This is a genomic window from Klebsiella sp. KE9456 (assembly GCF_043832615.1).
Lineage (GTDB): Bacteria > Pseudomonadota > Gammaproteobacteria > Enterobacterales > Enterobacteriaceae > Klebsiella > Klebsiella indica.
In genome coordinates this window covers 134,963-149,900 of record NZ_JBDYQK010000005.1, presented here as the reverse complement: position 1 = coordinate 149,900, position 14,938 = coordinate 134,963, and the positions used below count along the sequence as shown (strand labels likewise).

Here is a 14,938-nt window from a genome sequence, read left to right as displayed (position 1 = left end):
GACGGATCGCATGGATATCGTTATGTTATCCCTCTGCACAACACGATCGCCTGATGGAGCGAAAATGAAAAATAGTGAACTGGAACAACTGATTAATGAAAAGCTGAATAGTGCGGCCATCAGTGATTACGCCCCCAATGGTCTGCAGGTGGAAGGACGTGAAACGGTGCAAAAAATTGTTACCGGCGTGACTGCCAGCCAGGCGCTGCTTGACGAAGCCGTGCGCCTGGAGGCCGATGCGGTGATTGTCCATCATGGTTATTTCTGGAAAGGGGAATCGCCGGTTATTCGCGGTATGAAGCGTAACCGTCTCAAGACGTTGCTAAGCAATGATATCAACCTCTATGGCTGGCACTTACCCCTTGATGCCCACCCGGAACTGGGGAATAACGCGCAGCTGGCTTCGCTGCTTGGCATCAACGTGATGGGTGAGATCGAACCGCTGGTGCCATGGGGAGAACTCTCAATGGCGGTATCCGGCCTGGAACTGGCTTCGTGGATTGAAGCGCGCCTGGGACGTAAACCGCTGTGGTGCGGTGATACCGGGCCGGACAAAGTAGCCCGTGTGGCGTGGTGTACCGGGGGCGGTCAGAGCTTTATCGACAGCGCGGCGCGTTTTGGCGTCGATGCGTTTATTACCGGTGAAGTTTCGGAACAAACCATCCATTCGGCGCGTGAGCAGGGATTGCATTTTTACGCCGCGGGTCACCATGCCACCGAGCGCGGCGGGATTCGTGCGTTAAGCGAATGGTTGACGGAAAACAGCGAACTGGATGTCACATTTATTGATATCCCGAATCCGGCCTGATAAATGGAGGTAAAAGTGCAGCGAGCGCGTTGTTATTTATTAGGTGAAACGGCTGTTGTGCTGGAGCTGGAGCCACCGGTGACGCTGGAGAGTCAGAAACGGATTTGGCGGTTAGCGCAGCGGCTGATTGGCCATAGTGAGGTGGTGGAAGCGATTCCCGGTATGAACAACATTACCGTGATATTGCGTAATCCACAGCAAACCGCGTGGGATGCGATTGAGCGCCTGCAAATCTGGTGGGAGGAGTGCGATACGCTCGAACCGGAATCCCGGCAGGTCTCGATCCCGGTCGTTTACGGTGGCGAAGGCGGCCCGGATCTGGGGGAGGTCGCTCGCCATAGCGGCCTGAGCGAAAAGCAGGTTGTTGAATTGCATGCCTCGGTGGAGTACGTGGTCTGGTTTCTTGGCTTCCAGCCTGGGTTCCCGTATTTTGGCGGCCTGCCGGAACAACTGGCGATGCCGCGCCGGGCGGAGCCGCGGCTACTGGTGCCCGCCGGTTCGGTCGGGATTGGCGGGGCGCAAACCGGGATCTACCCGCTGGCGACGCCGGGAGGCTGGCAGCTACTGGGGCGTACGCCGCTGGCGCTGTTTGATCCGACGCGCAAGGAGCCGACGCTGCTGCGTTCCGGCGACCGGGTCCGTTTTGTGCCGCAAAAGGAGGGCGTATGTTGAAGATAATCCGTGCCGGGATGTATACCTCGGTACAGGATGGCGGGCGTGAAGGGCTGCGTCAGTTGGGCATCAGCCGCTGCGGCGCGATGGATAAGCCCGCGCTGGTGATCGCCAATTTGCTGGTGGGTAACGGCGCCAACGCCGCGGCGCTGGAGATAACCCTGGGTCAGGTGGATATTCAGTTTGAACGTAGCGGCTGGTTTGCACTGACCGGCGCCGCCTGTGAGGCGAAGCTGGATGATGAGCCGGTGTGGGTCGGCTGGCGGACGGCGGTCAGGGCGGGCCAGCATCTGGTGCTCAAAAATCCCCAGCACGGCGTGCGTAGTTATCTTGCGGTGGCGGGGGGCATTGCGGTGCCGAAAGTGTTGGGCTCGCGCAGTACCGACCTGAAAGTGGGGATTGGCGGACTGGAAGGACGGCGTTTACAGGATGGCGACCGGCTGAAACTGGGTAAATCCGAAAAACAATTTCGCGGGCCGCGCGGCGTGAAGCAACTGCCTGTCGGCAATCGCATCCGTGCGCTGCCTGGGCCGGAATATCAGGAATTTGATAGCGCATCGCAGGCGTCTTTCTGGCGTTCGCCCTGGCAATTGAGTCCGCAAAGCAATCGCATGGGGTACCGTCTGCAGGGGCAACCGCTGAAGCGGACGACCGATCGCGAGATGCTCTCTCACGGCCTGCTGCCCGGCGTGGTGCAGGTTCCGCACAACGGTCAGCCGATCGTACTGATGAATGATGCCCAGACGACCGGTGGCTATCCGCGTATTGCCAGTATTATTGAGGCTGATATGTACCAGCTGGCGCAAATTCCGCTGGGTCAGCCGATCCACTTTGTTCCCTGTACGCTGGAGGAAGCGCTTAAAGCGCGTGACGACAGACAGCGTTATTTCGAACAACTGGCATGGAGACTTGATAATGAAGATTGATTTAAATGCCGATCTGGGTGAAGGCTGCGCCAATGACAGTGCCCTGTTGCAACTGGTTTCTTCCGCCAATATCGCCTGCGGTTTCCATGCCGGAGATGCGGTGATGATGCTGCAGAGCGTCCGCGACGCGCTGAAATATGGCGTTGCGGTAGGGGCGCATCCGAGCTTCCCTGACCGGGAGAACTTCGGACGGACGCCTATGCAACTGCCGCCGGAAACCGTTTATGCGCAAACGCTGTACCAGGTTGGCGCGCTGGCGGCGATGGTGCGCGCGCAAGGCGGCGAATTACAGCACGTTAAGCCGCACGGAATGCTCTATAACCAGGCGGCGAAAGATCCGCAACTGGCCGATGCGATTGCCCGTGCGGTGCGCGATATTGATGCTGATCTGGTGCTGGTTGGGCTGGCGGGCAGCGAGCTGATTCGCGCCGGACAACGTTACCAGTTGGCTACCCGTCAGGAAGTGTTTGCCGATCGCGGCTATCTGGCGGATGGCAGCCTGGTGCCGCGCACGCAGCCTGGCGCGCTGATTGAGAGCGAAGAGCAATCGCTGGCGCAGACGCTGGAAATGGTGCAACACAATCGGGTTCGGAGCATTACCGGTGAATGGGCGCATGTGGTAGCGGAAACCGTTTGTTTGCATGGTGACGGTGAGCACGCGCTGGATTTTGCCCGTCGTTTGCGCGCGGCGTTTGCCGGGCGCAATATACAGGTGAGCACGGAAACAGAAGAGTAAAATAATAATATTAAGCAATTAACAATACACAACATACAGGATGCTACTATGGAACAGTCAGTATCTCTCTGGCCGCTGATCGGCATTGCCGCGATCGTGGTTGGTTTTCTATTACGTTTTAACCCGGTTCTGGTGGTGATTGTTTCCGGGATCATCACCGGGCTGACGGCGCATATGCCGGTCGCGACCATTCTGGAAAAGCTGGGGGAAGGGTTTCTTAATACCCGCAATCTGCCGTTTATTCTTCTGCTGCCGCTGGCGGTCATCGGCCTGCTGGAACGGCATGGGCTGAAAGAGCGCGCGCAGGCGTGGATCGCGAAGATCCGCAGCGCAACAGCGGGCCGTTTGCTCATTGTCTATCTGTTCGTACGTGAAGTGACCGCCGCGCTGGGGTTAACCAGTCTGGGTGGGCATCCGCAGATGGTGCGTCCGCTGCTGGCACCGATGGCGGAAGGCGCGGCGGAGAAGAATTTTGGCGCGCTGCCGGGCGATATCCGTTACCGCTTACGCGCGATGTCGGCCGCCACCGATAACGTTGGCCTGTTCTTCGGCGAAGATATTTTTGTCGCCTTTGGCGCGATTATCTTTATGCATAACTTTATGCTGGAGTCAGGCGGCATTCAGACCGAGCCGCTGCACATCGCCGTGTGGGGGATCCCTACGGCGGTATGCGCCTTCCTGATCCACTCCGCCCGTCTGTGGCGTCTGGACCGTCATCTACAGCGTGAGCTGGACAAGATTAACGCCGCGCAGGCGAAAGGCGGTGTCGCATGAATTTTCAGCAAACCTGGTTGTACTGGCTGGCGGGCGCCGTTCTGCTGGTGGTGGCGGTGATGTCATGGCGCGATAAAGCGAACCCGCGCAGGCTGACGACCGGTCTGTTCTGGGGGCTTTACGGCGTGGTGTTTCTGTTTGGCGACTGGACGTATCAATTGGTCGGCGATAAGCGGACCGTTAATATTGCCGTCGGTATCATCGTTGTCGTGCTGGCGCTGATTGCTGGTTTTGGCGGTGTTCGCCTCGGCCGCTATCATCAGCGTTCGCAGGAAGAGCGCACCGCCAGCGCCGCGCGTCTGGGCAACAAACTGTTCTTCCCCGCGCTGGCGATCCCGGTGGTGACCGTTGCTGGCGTGTTGCTGTTTAACAATCTGCCAGCGTTGCAGGTTGCCGTCTTTGGCGCGGGCAATCACGCCACGTTGATTACCCTGTTTTCCATGACCGCGGGAACGCTGCTCGGCCTGGTGATGGCGATCCGCATGACCCATGAAACCGCCGCACAGCCGTTACAGGAGGCGCGCCGTCTTCTGGATTCGGTCGGCTGGGCGTTTATTTTGCCGCAGATCCTGGCGGTTCTCGGCCTGCTGTTTACCGCCGCCGGCGTCGGCAATAGCATCTCGTGGTTGACGCAGCACTATCTGGCGGTGGACAGCCGGTTTATTGCCGTTGCCGTTTATGCTATCGGCATGGCGCTACTGACGATGGTGATGGGTAACGCCTTCGCCGCATTCCCCATCGTGACGGCAGGTGTCGGGATCCCGATTCTGGTGTTACAGCATGGCGGAAATCCGGCGGTGATGGCGGCGATTGGTATGTTCTCCGGCTATTGCGGCACTCTGATGACCCCGATGGCGGCTAACTTCAATATCGTCCCGGCGGCGCTGCTGGAGCTGCCGGATAAAAACGCGGTGATCAAAGCTCAGGTACCGACCGGTGTGCTGCTGCTTACCGTGAACGTATTTTTGCTCTATTTCCTGATGTTCCTGTAAGGAGGGATGATGGCTGGCGTATTGATCACCGGTTTTGAACCCTTTGGCGGCGAGGCGATTAATCCTTCGTGGGAAGTGGTTAAGCAGCTGGATGGGGTTATTATCGCCGGGCTGCCCGTTACGGCGCGGCAACTGCCGTGCGTATTTGGCGATGCCCTGGCGGTACTCAACGCGGCGCTGGACGAGCTGGAGCCCGTCTTGACGCTGGCGATTGGTCAGGCGGGCGGGCGCGTCGATATCACCGTGGAACGGGTGGCGATTAACGTTGATGATGCGCGAATTCCGGACAATAAAGGCCTGCAGCCGATCGACGTACCGATTATTGCCGATGGTCCGGCGGCGTATTTCAGCACGCTGCCGATTAAAGCGATCGTTGCGGCGCTGCGCGAGCGTGGGATCCCGGCGTCGGTGTCGCAGACGGCGGGAACATTTGTCTGTAACCATGTGATGTATGGTCTGCTGCATCGGCTACAGGGTAAATGCGGCGTGAAGGGGGGATTTATTCATATCCCCTATTTGCCGGAGCAGGCTGCGGCTCATCCCGGCGAAGCGAGTATGGCGGCAGAGACGGTACGTGCGGCGCTGGAGATCGCGATTGCCGTTGCTTTGCGCCAGGATGGCGATGTGAAAGCGGTAGGCGGCGCAACGCATTAAGACAAGGACATTATTATGCCGGAAGGTCCGGAAATTCGCCGTGCGGCGGATAGCCTGGAAGCGGCGATCAAAGGCGAACCGTTGACTGAGGCGTGGTTCGCCTTCCCGCAGTTACACGCTTATCAGTCACAGCTGATCGGCCAGCAGGTGACGCGTATCGAAACTCGCGGCAAGGCCTTACTTACTCACTTCTCTGGCGGATTGACGCTTTACAGCCACAATCAGCTGTATGGCGTCTGGCGAGTGGTCGACGCGGGGGAACAACCTGAAACGACGCGTATTTTGCGCGTTCGCTTGCAGACCGCCTGCAAGGCGGTTTTGCTCTATAGCGCCTCTGATATTGAAATACTGACGCCTGAACAGCTCGCCCGACATCCGTTTTTGCTGCGGGTCGGGCCGGATGTGCTCAATATGACGCTTACCGTTGAGAAAGTTAAAGCGCGTCTGCTGTCGGCGAAATTCCGCAATCGTCAGTTCTCCGGGCTGTTGCTGGATCAGGCGTTTCTTGCGGGGCTGGGGAATTATTTACGCGTAGAGATTCTCTGGCAGGCGGGGTTAACCGGGCGGCACAAGGCTTCCGGACTTGATAATAAACAGCTTGATGTGCTGGCTCAGGCGCTGCTGGATATTCCGCGGCTGTCCTACAATACTCGCGGCCTGGTTGATGATGATAAGCATCACGGCGCGCTGTTTCGCTTTAAGGTTTTTCATCGCGAAGGGGAGAATTGTGAGCGCTGCGGCGGGATTATCGAGAGAACGATGCTGTCGTCAAGACCGTTTTACTGGTGTCCAGGATGCCAGCATTAGCCGGTGAGATTGCCGGCCGGTTTGCTCTTCCGGAATCGCCCGGCGGCGCTTCGCTTGCGCGGGCCTGCTGGTGATACATAATCTATTGATATTAAAGAGGTTATAGGCCGGGTAAGGCGTTAGCCGCCACCCGGCGGAAATGCGGGCACAATATCTGACACGGGTTTGTCAGTACGCGAAAACGCGCCTTCTGGCGCGTTTTCGTCATATCAGGCTTACCGCTTGATATCGTTCTGGAAATCGCGTTTTTCGTAGCCGGTGTACAGCTGACGTGGGCGAGCGATTTTCATGCCGTCGCTGTGCATTTCGTTCCAGTGCGCGATCCAGCCCACGGTACGCGCCATCGCGAAGATAACGGTGAACATGGAGGAGGGAATACCCATCGCTTTCAGGATGATGCCGGAATAAAAATCGACGTTCGGATAGAGTTTTTTCTCAATAAAGTACGGGTCGTTGAGCGCGATGTGCTCAAGCTCCATGGCCACTTCCAGCAGATCGTCTTTGGTGCCCAGTTCTTTGAGCACCTGGTGGCAGGTTTCACGCATAACGGTCGCACGTGGATCGTAGTTTTTATATACGCGGTGGCCAAAGCCCATCAGACGGAAAGAGTCGTTCTTGTCTTTCGCGCGACGGACAAACTCCGGAATGTGTTGAACGGAGCTGATCTCTTCCAGCATCTTCAGTGCCGCCTCGTTGGCGCCGCCGTGCGCCGGCCCCCACAGGGAGGCAATGCCCGCCGCAATACAGGCAAACGGGTTAGCGCCGGAAGAGCCCGCGGTACGAACAGTGGAGGTTGAGGCGTTCTGTTCGTGATCGGCATGAAGGATCAGAATACGGTCCATGGCGCGCTCCAGTATCGGGTTTACCTCATACTTTTCACACGGCGTGGAGAACATCATATTCAGGAAATTACCCGCGTAAGAAAGGTCGTTGCGCGGATAAACGAAAGGCTGGCCAATCGAATATTTGTAACACATCGCCGCCATGGTCGGCATTTTGGAGAGCAGGCGGAACGCAGCGATATCGCGGTGACGCGGATTATTTACATCCAGCGAATCGTGGTAAAACGCGGCCAGCGCGCCGGTGATACCGCACATTACGGCCATCGGGTGAGAGTCGCGGCGGAATGCGTGGAACAGACGGGTGATCTGTTCGTGAATCATGGTGTGGCGGGTAACGATGGTTTTGAATTCGTCGTACTGGGCCTGAGTCGGCTTTTCACCGTTCAGCAGGATGTAACACACTTCCAGATAGTTGGAATCGGTGGCTAACTGATCGATCGGGAAACCGCGATGCAGCAGGATACCTTCATCGCCATCGATAAAAGTGATTTTAGATTCGCAGGATGCGGTTGAGGTAAAACCAGGATCAAAAGTAAATACGCCCTTTGAACCAAGGCTACGAATATCAATAACATCCTGACCGAGCGTGCCCTTTAGCACATCCAGTTCGATAGCAGTATCACCACCCAGGGTGATTTTTGCTTTAGCATCAGACATTTATGGTCTCCTTAGCGCCTTTATTGCTTAAGACTGCCGGGTGGTGGATTTGCATTCGGCCCGTAGCAGATAACATTACCAGTTTGTTATGTTGCACATCGCTCTGCGTCGCGGAACAGGGCAGGGTACAGAGCAAGGGCGCTTGATGGTACGCCTTCTGTCTACGATGAAACAACAGCAAATCAGCGTTTTAGCAGTCCGAATTTTATAAACTATATACCACTAATAACTGTCCTGATTACATCGGTCAATACTCTCTCACTGTTACATAACTTATTCTCAGGTAAAAGCATGACCCGATAACTTTTGTGCATTATCGCATTTATCTGGTAATGGTTGTAACAATAATGTTTAATATTTGTCAAATCAGATGATTAAATTTTAAAAATATGTTGTTATCGTGATATTGATCACTGTTCGGGAGAAAACCCGACAAACTATATGTAGGTTAATTGTAATGATTTTGTGAACGGCCTATACTGCCGCCAGGTCTCCGGAATACCCTGCAATCCCGAGCCACCCAGCGTTATTTTCGTCACGTTTTAACTCCTGAAAAAGAGTTTTAACATGACTTCAGGTTATAGATAAGGACGCTGTCTGACCCGCAAGCAGACCGGAGGAAGGAAACAATAAGAACAGCATGTGGGCGTTATTCATGGTAAGAAATGTGAAAAAACAAAGACCTGTCAATCTGGATCTGACAACGATCCGGTTCCCAATCACGGCGATAGCGTCCATTCTCCATCGCGTTTCCGGTGTGATCACTTTCGTGGCGGTCGGGATCCTGTTGTGGTTACTGGGCACCAGCCTCTCTTCCCCTGAAGGATTCCAGCAAGCGTCCGCTATCATGGATAGCTTCATTGTTAAATTTATTATGTGGGGCATTCTTACCGCGCTGGCATATCACGTCGTGGTCGGCATTCGTCACATGATGATGGATTTTGGTTATCTGGAAGAAACATTCGAAGCGGGTAAACGCTCAGCCAAAATCTCTTTTGTTATCACTGTCGTGCTTTCACTTCTCGCAGGAGTCCTCGTATGGTAAGCAACGCCTCCGCATTAGGACGCAATGGCGTACATGACTTCATCCTTGTCCGTGCCACCGCTATCGTTCTGACGTTATATATCATCTATATGGTGGGTTTCTTCGCCACAAGCGGCGAACTCACTTTTGAACTCTGGCGCGGTTTCTTCTCATCGTCATTCACCAAAGTCTTTACCCTGCTGGCGCTTTTTTCCATCTTGATTCATGCCTGGATTGGCATGTGGCAGGTATTGACCGACTACGTTAAACCGCTGGCCGTGCGTCTTGTGCTGCAACTTGCTATCGTTGTTGCGCTGGTGGTTTACGTCATTTATGGATTTGTTGTGGTGTGGGGTGTGTAATGAAACTGCCAGTCAGAGAATTTGATGCTGTTGTTATTGGCGCAGGCGGCGCAGGTATGCGCGCAGCGCTGCAAATTTCCCAAAGCGGCCAGACCTGTGCGCTGCTCTCCAAAGTCTTCCCAACCCGTTCCCATACCGTATCCGCACAAGGTGGCATCACCGTGGCGCTCGGTAATACCCATGAAGATAACTGGGAATGGCACATGTACGATACCGTAAAAGGGTCTGACTACATCGGTGACCAGGATGCCATTGAATATATGTGCAAAACCGGCCCGGAAGCGATTCTGGAACTGGAGCACATGGGGCTGCCTTTCTCCCGTCTTGACGATGGCCGTATCTATCAGCGTCCGTTCGGCGGCCAGTCGAAAAACTTCGGCGGCGAACAGGCGGCGCGTACCGCGGCGGCGGCTGACCGTACCGGTCACGCATTGCTGCATACGTTGTATCAACAGAATTTGAAAAACCATACCACTATTTTTTCTGAATGGTATGCGCTGGATCTGGTGAAAAATGCCGACGGCGCAGTGGTAGGTTGTACCGCCCTGTGTATCGAAACCGGCGAAGTGGTTTACTTCAAAGCGCGCGCAACCGTGCTGGCGACCGGCGGCGCAGGCCGTATTTACCAGTCCACCACTAACGCGCATATCAACACCGGCGACGGCGTCGGTATGGCGTTGCGCGCCGGCGTTCCGGTGCAGGATATGGAAATGTGGCAGTTCCACCCGACCGGTATTGCGGGCGCGGGCGTGCTGGTGACAGAAGGCTGCCGTGGCGAAGGCGGTTATCTGCTGAATAAACACGGCGAGCGCTTTATGGAGCGCTATGCCCCGAACGCGAAGGACCTGGCCGGTCGTGACGTGGTCGCGCGTTCTATTATGATCGAAATCCGCGAAGGTCGCGGCTGCGACGGCCCGTGGGGGCCGCATGCCAAACTGAAGCTCGACCATCTGGGGAAAGAAGTGCTCGAATCCCGTCTGCCGGGGATCCTCGAATTGTCCCGTACCTTTGCCCACGTTGACCCGGTGAAAGAGCCGATTCCGGTGATCCCAACCTGTCACTATATGATGGGCGGCATCCCGACCAAAGTAACCGGTCAGGCGCTGACCGTGAACGAGCAGGGCGAAGATGTGGTGATTCCTGGTCTGTTCGCGGTGGGTGAAATTGCCTGCGTATCCGTACACGGCGCTAACCGCCTGGGCGGCAACTCGCTGCTTGACCTGGTAGTCTTCGGGCGTGCGGCCGGTCTGCATCTGCAGGAGTCCATCGCCGAGCAGGGCGCGCTGCGTGACGCCAGCGAGTCTGACATTGAGGCCTCTCTGGAACGTCTCAACCGCTGGAACAACAACCGTGACGGCGAAGATCCGGTCACTATCCGTAAAGCGTTGCAGGAGTGTATGCAGCACAACTTCTCGGTGTTCCGTGAAGGCGACGCGATGGCGAAAGGGCTTGAGCAACTGAAGGTGATTCGCGAGCGTCTGAAAAATGCCCGTCTGGACGACACCTCCAGCGAATTCAACACCCAGCGCGTGGAGTGCCTGGAGCTGGACAACCTGATGGAAACGGCATTTGCAACGGCCGTCTCCGCCAACTTCCGTACCGAAAGCCGTGGCGCGCATAGCCGCTTCGACTTCCCGGATCGCGATGATGAAAACTGGCTGTGCCATACCCTGTATCTGCCAGAGACGGAATCCATGACGCGTCGAAGCGTCAATATGGAACCGAAACTGCGCCCGGCATTCCCGCCGAAGATTCGTACTTACTAATGCGGAGACAGGACAATGAAACTCGAGTTTTCAATTTATCGCTATAACCCGGATGTTGATGACGCTCCGCGCATGCAGGATTACACCCTGGAGGGCGAAGAAGGGCGCGATATGATGCTGCTGGATGCATTAATTCAGCTTAAAGAAAAAGATCCCAGCCTCTCTTTCCGTCGTTCATGCCGTGAAGGCGTGTGTGGTTCAGATGGCCTGAATATGAACGGTAAAAATGGCCTGGCGTGCATCACGCCGATTTCAGCGCTGAACCAGCCGGGCAAGAAAATTGTGATTCGCCCACTACCCGGTTTACCGGTTATCCGCGACCTGGTGGTAGACATGGGGCAATTCTATGCACAATATGAGAAGATTAAGCCTTATTTATTGAATAATGGGCAAAATCCACCCGCTCGCGAGCATTTGCAGATGCCAGAGCAGCGTGAAAAGCTTGATGGGCTGTATGAGTGTATCCTTTGTGCATGCTGTTCAACTTCGTGCCCGTCCTTCTGGTGGAACCCGGACAAGTTTATTGGTCCGGCGGGCCTGCTGGCCGCGTATCGCTTCCTGATCGACAGCCGCGATACGGAAACCAGCGAGCGCCTCGAAGGATTGAACGATGCATTCAGCGTATTCCGCTGTCATAGCATCATGAACTGCGTCAGCGTATGTCCTAAGGGGCTGAACCCGACGCGCGCCATCGGTCATATTAAGTCGATGTTGTTGCAGCGCAGTGCGTAAGTAACAACGCCGGATGGCGCTGCGCTTATCCGGCCTACGTAACAGTAGGCCCGGTTAGCGTAGCGCCACCGGGCAAATTGCAGAAACCTTTAAAAACTGCCAGATAAGTAAATAATCGAGACGTTCAGCGCGAGACAAGGCGCGGTTGAACGAATTCCCTGGAGCATAGTTGACTATGTGACTGGGGTGAGTGAAAGCCGCAACGCAGTCGCAGCCGGAACGACGAAGATTATTTAGACAGTTTCTAAAGGTTCCTTCGCGAGCCGCTACACAGAGAAGAGCTCGCAAGTGAACCCCGGCACGCACAGCAATGTGCGTGGTAGTATCCATGGCGAAGTAAGCATATAAATGCTTAAGGGATCACGATGCAGAACGGCGCAATGAAAGCCTGGCTGGACTCTTCTTACCTCTCTGGCTCGAACCAGAGCTGGATAGAACAGCTCTATGAAGACTTCTTAACCGATCCTGACTCTGTTGACGCTAACTGGCGTTCTATGTTCCAGCAGTTACCTGGCACCGGAGTCAAACCGGATCAATTCCATTCCAAAACGCGTGATTATTTCCGCCGCCTGGCGAAGGATGCCTCACGTTACACTTCTTCAATTTCCGACCCTGACAGCAATGTCAAGCAGGTGAAAGTCCTGCAGCTCATCAACGCCTACCGCTTCCGTGGTCACCAGCATGCGAATCTCGATCCGCTGGGGCTGTGGCAGCAAGAGCGAGTGGCGGATCTCGATCCGGCATACCACGATCTGACTGAGGCTGATTTTCAGGAAAGCTACAACGTCGGATCTTTTGCCATCGGTAAAGATACGATGAAGCTGGGCGAGTTGATTTCCGCCCTCAGGCAAACCTACTGCGGCTCAATCGGTGCGGAATATATGCACATCACGTCTACCGAAGAAAAACGCTGGATCCAGCAGCGTATTGAGTCGGTAGCAGGAAAAGCGAACTTTAGCGGCGAAGAGAAAAAACGCTTTCTCAGCGAACTGACGGCGGCTGAAGGGCTGGAACGCTACCTCGGCGCGAAATTCCCCGGTGCAAAACGTTTCTCGCTGGAAGGTGGCGACGCGCTGATCCCGATGCTGAAAGAGATTATCCGCCATGCGGGTAAGAGCGGTTCCCGCGAAGTGGTGCTGGGCATGGCGCACCGTGGTCGTCTGAACGTGCTGGTCAACGTGCTGGGTAAAAAACCCCAGGATCTGTTTGATGAATTCTCCGGTAAACATAAAGAGCAACTCGGTACCGGCGATGTGAAGTACCATATGGGCTTCTCGTCCGATATGGAAACCGAAGGTGGCCTGGTGCACCTGGCGCTGGCGTTTAACCCGTCGCACCTGGAGATCGTCAGCCCGGTGGTGATTGGTTCCGTGCGCGCCCGTCTCGACCGTCTGGATGAGCCGAGCAGCAATAAAGTGCTGCCCATTACCATTCACGGCGACGCCGCGGTGACGGGCCAGGGCGTGGTTCAGGAAACCCTGAACATGTCTAAGGCGCGTGGTTACGAAGTGGGCGGCACCGTGCGCATCGTTATCAACAACCAGGTGGGTTTTACCACCTCCAACCCGCTGGATGCGCGCTCCACCCCGTACTGCACCGATATCGGTAAAATGGTACAGGCACCGATTTTCCACGTTAACGCCGATGATCCGGAAGCGGTGGCTTTCGTTACTCGCGTGGCGCTGGACTTCCGCAACACCTTTAAACGCGATGTCTTCATCGACCTGGTGTGCTACCGCCGTCATGGCCATAATGAAGCCGATGAGCCGAGCGCAACTCAGCCGCTGATGTACCAGAAAATCAAAAAACATCCGACCCCGCGCAAAATCTACGCTGATAAGCTGGAAGCGGAAAAGGTCGCGACCCTGGAAGATGCGACTGAAATGGTCAACCTCTACCGCGATGCGCTGGATGCCGGTGAATGCGTGGTCAAAGAGTGGCGTCCGATGAACATGCACTCTTTTACCTGGTCCCCGTATCTCAACCATGAGTGGGATGAGAGCTATCCGGACAAAGTCGAACCTAAACGTTTGCAGGAGCTGGCGAAACGCATCAGTACCGTGCCGGAAGCTGTGGAGATGCAGTCCCGCGTAGCGAAAATTTATGGCGATCGTCAGGCGATGGCTGCCGGAGAGAAACTGTTCGACTGGGGCGGGGCGGAGAATCTCGCATACGCCACGCTGGTTGATGAAGGCATTTCCGTGCGTTTGTCCGGAGAAGACTCCGGGCGCGGTACCTTCTTCCATCGTCATGCGGTGATTCATAACCAGAAAAATGGTTCCACCTATACGCCGCTGCAGCACGTGCATAATGGCCAGGGGCACTTTAAGGTCTGGGATTCGGTCCTGTCTGAAGAAGCGGTGCTGGCGTTTGAATATGGTTATGCCACCGCGGAACCGCGCACGCTGACTATCTGGGAAGCGCAGTTTGGTGATTTCGCCAACGGCGCGCAGGTGGTTATCGATCAGTTCATCTCTTCCGGCGAGCAGAAATGGGGCCGGATGTGCGGTCTGGTGATGTTATTGCCACACGGTTATGAAGGTCAGGGGCCGGAGCATTCTTCCGCGCGGCTGGAGCGTTATCTGCAACTTTGCGCCGAGCAGAATATGCAAGTTTGCGTGCCGTCAACGCCGGCGCAGGTTTACCATATGCTACGCCGTCAGGCGCTGCGCGGTATGCGTCGTCCGCTGATCGTGATGTCGCCGAAATCCTTGCTGCGTCATCCGCTGGCGGTTTCCAGCATGGAGGAACTGGCCAACGGGACTTTCCAGCCCGCAATCGGGGAAATCGACGATCTCGATCCGAAAGCGGTGAAGCGCGTTGTGCTGTGTGCGGGTAAAGTTTATTACGATCTGCTGGAACGCCGCCGTAAAAATGAGCAGAAAGATGTTGCCATTGTGCGTATTGAACAGCTTTATCCGTTCCCGCATCAGGCGGTGCAGGAGGCGCTGAAACCTTACGCGCATGTGCATGATTTTATCTGGTGTCAGGAAGAGCCGCTCAACCAGGGCGCCTGGTACTGTAGCCAGCATCACTTCCGCGAAGTGATTCCGTTTGGGGCTTCTCTGCGTTATGCAGGCCGCCCGGCCTCCGCCTCTCCGGCGGTGGGGTATTTGTCCGTTCACCAGAAACAGCAACAAGATCTGGTCAATGACGCGCTGAACGTCGATTAATTAAAGGATACAT

At 55.7% G+C, this 14,938-nt stretch carries 14 protein-coding genes; 13 read left to right on the top strand and 1 reads right to left on the bottom strand.

All coding sequences use genetic code 11. The annotated features are described in order from the left end of the window. Window positions 1-64: 64 nt before the first annotated feature. Genes ABK821_RS07030 through nei form a run of 8 tightly spaced genes read left to right on the top strand, consistent with a single transcriptional unit; the run spans window position 65 to window position 6,369 of the window. Window positions 65-808: a type 2 GTP cyclohydrolase I gene (locus ABK821_RS07030; RefSeq protein ID WP_138360664.1), complete on the top strand. Its 744-nt coding sequence runs from the start codon at window positions 65-67 to the stop codon at window positions 806-808. 15 nt (window positions 809-823) lie between these two features. Further along, window positions 824-1,480, top strand: coding sequence for a 5-oxoprolinase subunit PxpB (gene pxpB / locus ABK821_RS07025; protein WP_343177899.1), 657 nt, complete (start codon window positions 824-826; stop codon window positions 1,478-1,480). Continuing rightward, on the top strand, window positions 1,474-2,406 hold the full coding sequence (gene pxpC / locus ABK821_RS07020; protein ID WP_142501657.1) for a 5-oxoprolinase subunit PxpC: 933 nt from the start codon (window positions 1,474-1,476) through the stop codon (window positions 2,404-2,406). The genes pxpB and pxpC overlap by 7 nt, the downstream gene beginning before the upstream one ends. Continuing rightward, entirely contained in the window at window positions 2,396-3,142 is a 747-nt protein-coding gene (pxpA, locus tag ABK821_RS07015) for a 5-oxoprolinase subunit PxpA (protein ID WP_138360661.1), read from the top strand. Before pxpC ends, pxpA begins: the two co-directional genes overlap by 11 nt. Window positions 3,143-3,190: 48 nt before the next feature. Then, window positions 3,191-3,916, top strand: a complete 726-nt coding sequence (locus tag ABK821_RS07010; RefSeq protein ID WP_343177897.1) for a DUF969 domain-containing protein — start codon at window positions 3,191-3,193, stop codon at window positions 3,914-3,916. Then, the gene (locus ABK821_RS07005) at window positions 3,913-4,908 is read left to right on the top strand and encodes a DUF979 domain-containing protein (RefSeq protein ID WP_138360659.1); all 996 of its coding nucleotides are present in this window, start codon (window positions 3,913-3,915) and stop codon (window positions 4,906-4,908) included. Before ABK821_RS07010 ends, ABK821_RS07005 begins: the two co-directional genes overlap by 4 nt. A gap of 9 nt (window positions 4,909-4,917) precedes the next feature. Then, the gene (gene pcp / locus ABK821_RS07000; protein ID WP_138360658.1) at window positions 4,918-5,562 is read left to right on the top strand and encodes a pyroglutamyl-peptidase I; all 645 of its coding nucleotides are present in this window, start codon (window positions 4,918-4,920) and stop codon (window positions 5,560-5,562) included. A 15-nt stretch (window positions 5,563-5,577) separates the two neighbouring features. Beyond that, on the top strand, window positions 5,578-6,369 hold the full coding sequence (gene nei, locus ABK821_RS06995) for an endonuclease VIII (RefSeq protein ID WP_343177896.1): 792 nt from the start codon (window positions 5,578-5,580) through the stop codon (window positions 6,367-6,369). Window positions 6,370-6,584: 215 nt separating this feature from the next. Here the strand turns inward: nei and gltA are convergent, their stop codons facing one another. After that, the gene (gltA, locus tag ABK821_RS06990) at window positions 6,585-7,868 is read right to left on the bottom strand and encodes a citrate synthase (RefSeq protein ID WP_138360656.1); all 1,284 of its coding nucleotides are present in this window, start codon (window positions 7,866-7,868) and stop codon (window positions 6,585-6,587) included. A 640-nt stretch (window positions 7,869-8,508) separates the two neighbouring features. On the opposite strand from gltA, the gene sdhC reads away from it, so the two are divergent. From sdhC to sucA, 5 genes are all read left to right on the top strand, one after another. Next, window positions 8,509-8,913: a succinate dehydrogenase cytochrome b556 subunit gene (sdhC, locus tag ABK821_RS06985; RefSeq protein WP_171034858.1), complete on the top strand. Its 405-nt coding sequence runs from the start codon at window positions 8,509-8,511 to the stop codon at window positions 8,911-8,913. Further along, window positions 8,907-9,254, top strand: a complete 348-nt coding sequence (sdhD, locus tag ABK821_RS06980; RefSeq protein WP_138360654.1) for a succinate dehydrogenase membrane anchor subunit — start codon at window positions 8,907-8,909, stop codon at window positions 9,252-9,254. The genes sdhC and sdhD overlap by 7 nt, the downstream gene beginning before the upstream one ends. Continuing rightward, on the top strand, window positions 9,254-11,020 hold the full coding sequence (gene sdhA / locus ABK821_RS06975) for a succinate dehydrogenase flavoprotein subunit (protein ID WP_138360653.1): 1,767 nt from the start codon (window positions 9,254-9,256) through the stop codon (window positions 11,018-11,020). The genes sdhD and sdhA overlap by 1 nt, the downstream gene beginning before the upstream one ends. Before the next feature lie 15 nt (window positions 11,021-11,035). Further along, entirely contained in the window at window positions 11,036-11,752 is a 717-nt protein-coding gene (gene sdhB, locus ABK821_RS06970) for a succinate dehydrogenase iron-sulfur subunit SdhB (protein WP_138360652.1), read from the top strand. A gap of 365 nt (window positions 11,753-12,117) precedes the next feature. Beyond that, on the top strand, window positions 12,118-14,925 hold the full coding sequence (gene sucA / locus ABK821_RS06965; RefSeq protein ID WP_308560897.1) for a 2-oxoglutarate dehydrogenase E1 component: 2,808 nt from the start codon (window positions 12,118-12,120) through the stop codon (window positions 14,923-14,925). Window positions 14,926-14,938 lie beyond the last annotated feature (13 nt).

Coding starts and splice junctions, on each gene's coding strand:
- ABK821_RS07030 (WP_138360664.1), top strand. CDS start 65: ATGAAAAATAGTGAACTGGAACAACTGATTAATGAAAAGCTGAATAGT.
- pxpC (WP_142501657.1), top strand. CDS start 1,474: ATGTTGAAGATAATCCGTGCCGGGATGTATACCTCGGTACAGGATGGC.
- pxpA (WP_138360661.1), top strand. CDS start 2,396: ATGAAGATTGATTTAAATGCCGATCTGGGTGAAGGCTGCGCCAATGAC.
- ABK821_RS07010 (WP_343177897.1), top strand. CDS start 3,191: ATGGAACAGTCAGTATCTCTCTGGCCGCTGATCGGCATTGCCGCGATC.
- ABK821_RS07005 (WP_138360659.1), top strand. CDS start 3,913: ATGAATTTTCAGCAAACCTGGTTGTACTGGCTGGCGGGCGCCGTTCTG.
- pcp (WP_138360658.1), top strand. CDS start 4,918: ATGGCTGGCGTATTGATCACCGGTTTTGAACCCTTTGGCGGCGAGGCG.
- nei (WP_343177896.1), top strand. CDS start 5,578: ATGCCGGAAGGTCCGGAAATTCGCCGTGCGGCGGATAGCCTGGAAGCG.
- gltA (WP_138360656.1), bottom strand. CDS start 7,868: ATGTCTGATGCTAAAGCAAAAATCACCCTGGGTGGTGATACTGCTATC.
- sdhC (WP_171034858.1), top strand. CDS start 8,509: ATGTGGGCGTTATTCATGGTAAGAAATGTGAAAAAACAAAGACCTGTC.
- sdhD (WP_138360654.1), top strand. CDS start 8,907: ATGGTAAGCAACGCCTCCGCATTAGGACGCAATGGCGTACATGACTTC.
- sdhA (WP_138360653.1), top strand. CDS start 9,254: ATGAAACTGCCAGTCAGAGAATTTGATGCTGTTGTTATTGGCGCAGGC.
- sdhB (WP_138360652.1), top strand. CDS start 11,036: ATGAAACTCGAGTTTTCAATTTATCGCTATAACCCGGATGTTGATGAC.
- sucA (WP_308560897.1), top strand. CDS start 12,118: ATGCAGAACGGCGCAATGAAAGCCTGGCTGGACTCTTCTTACCTCTCT.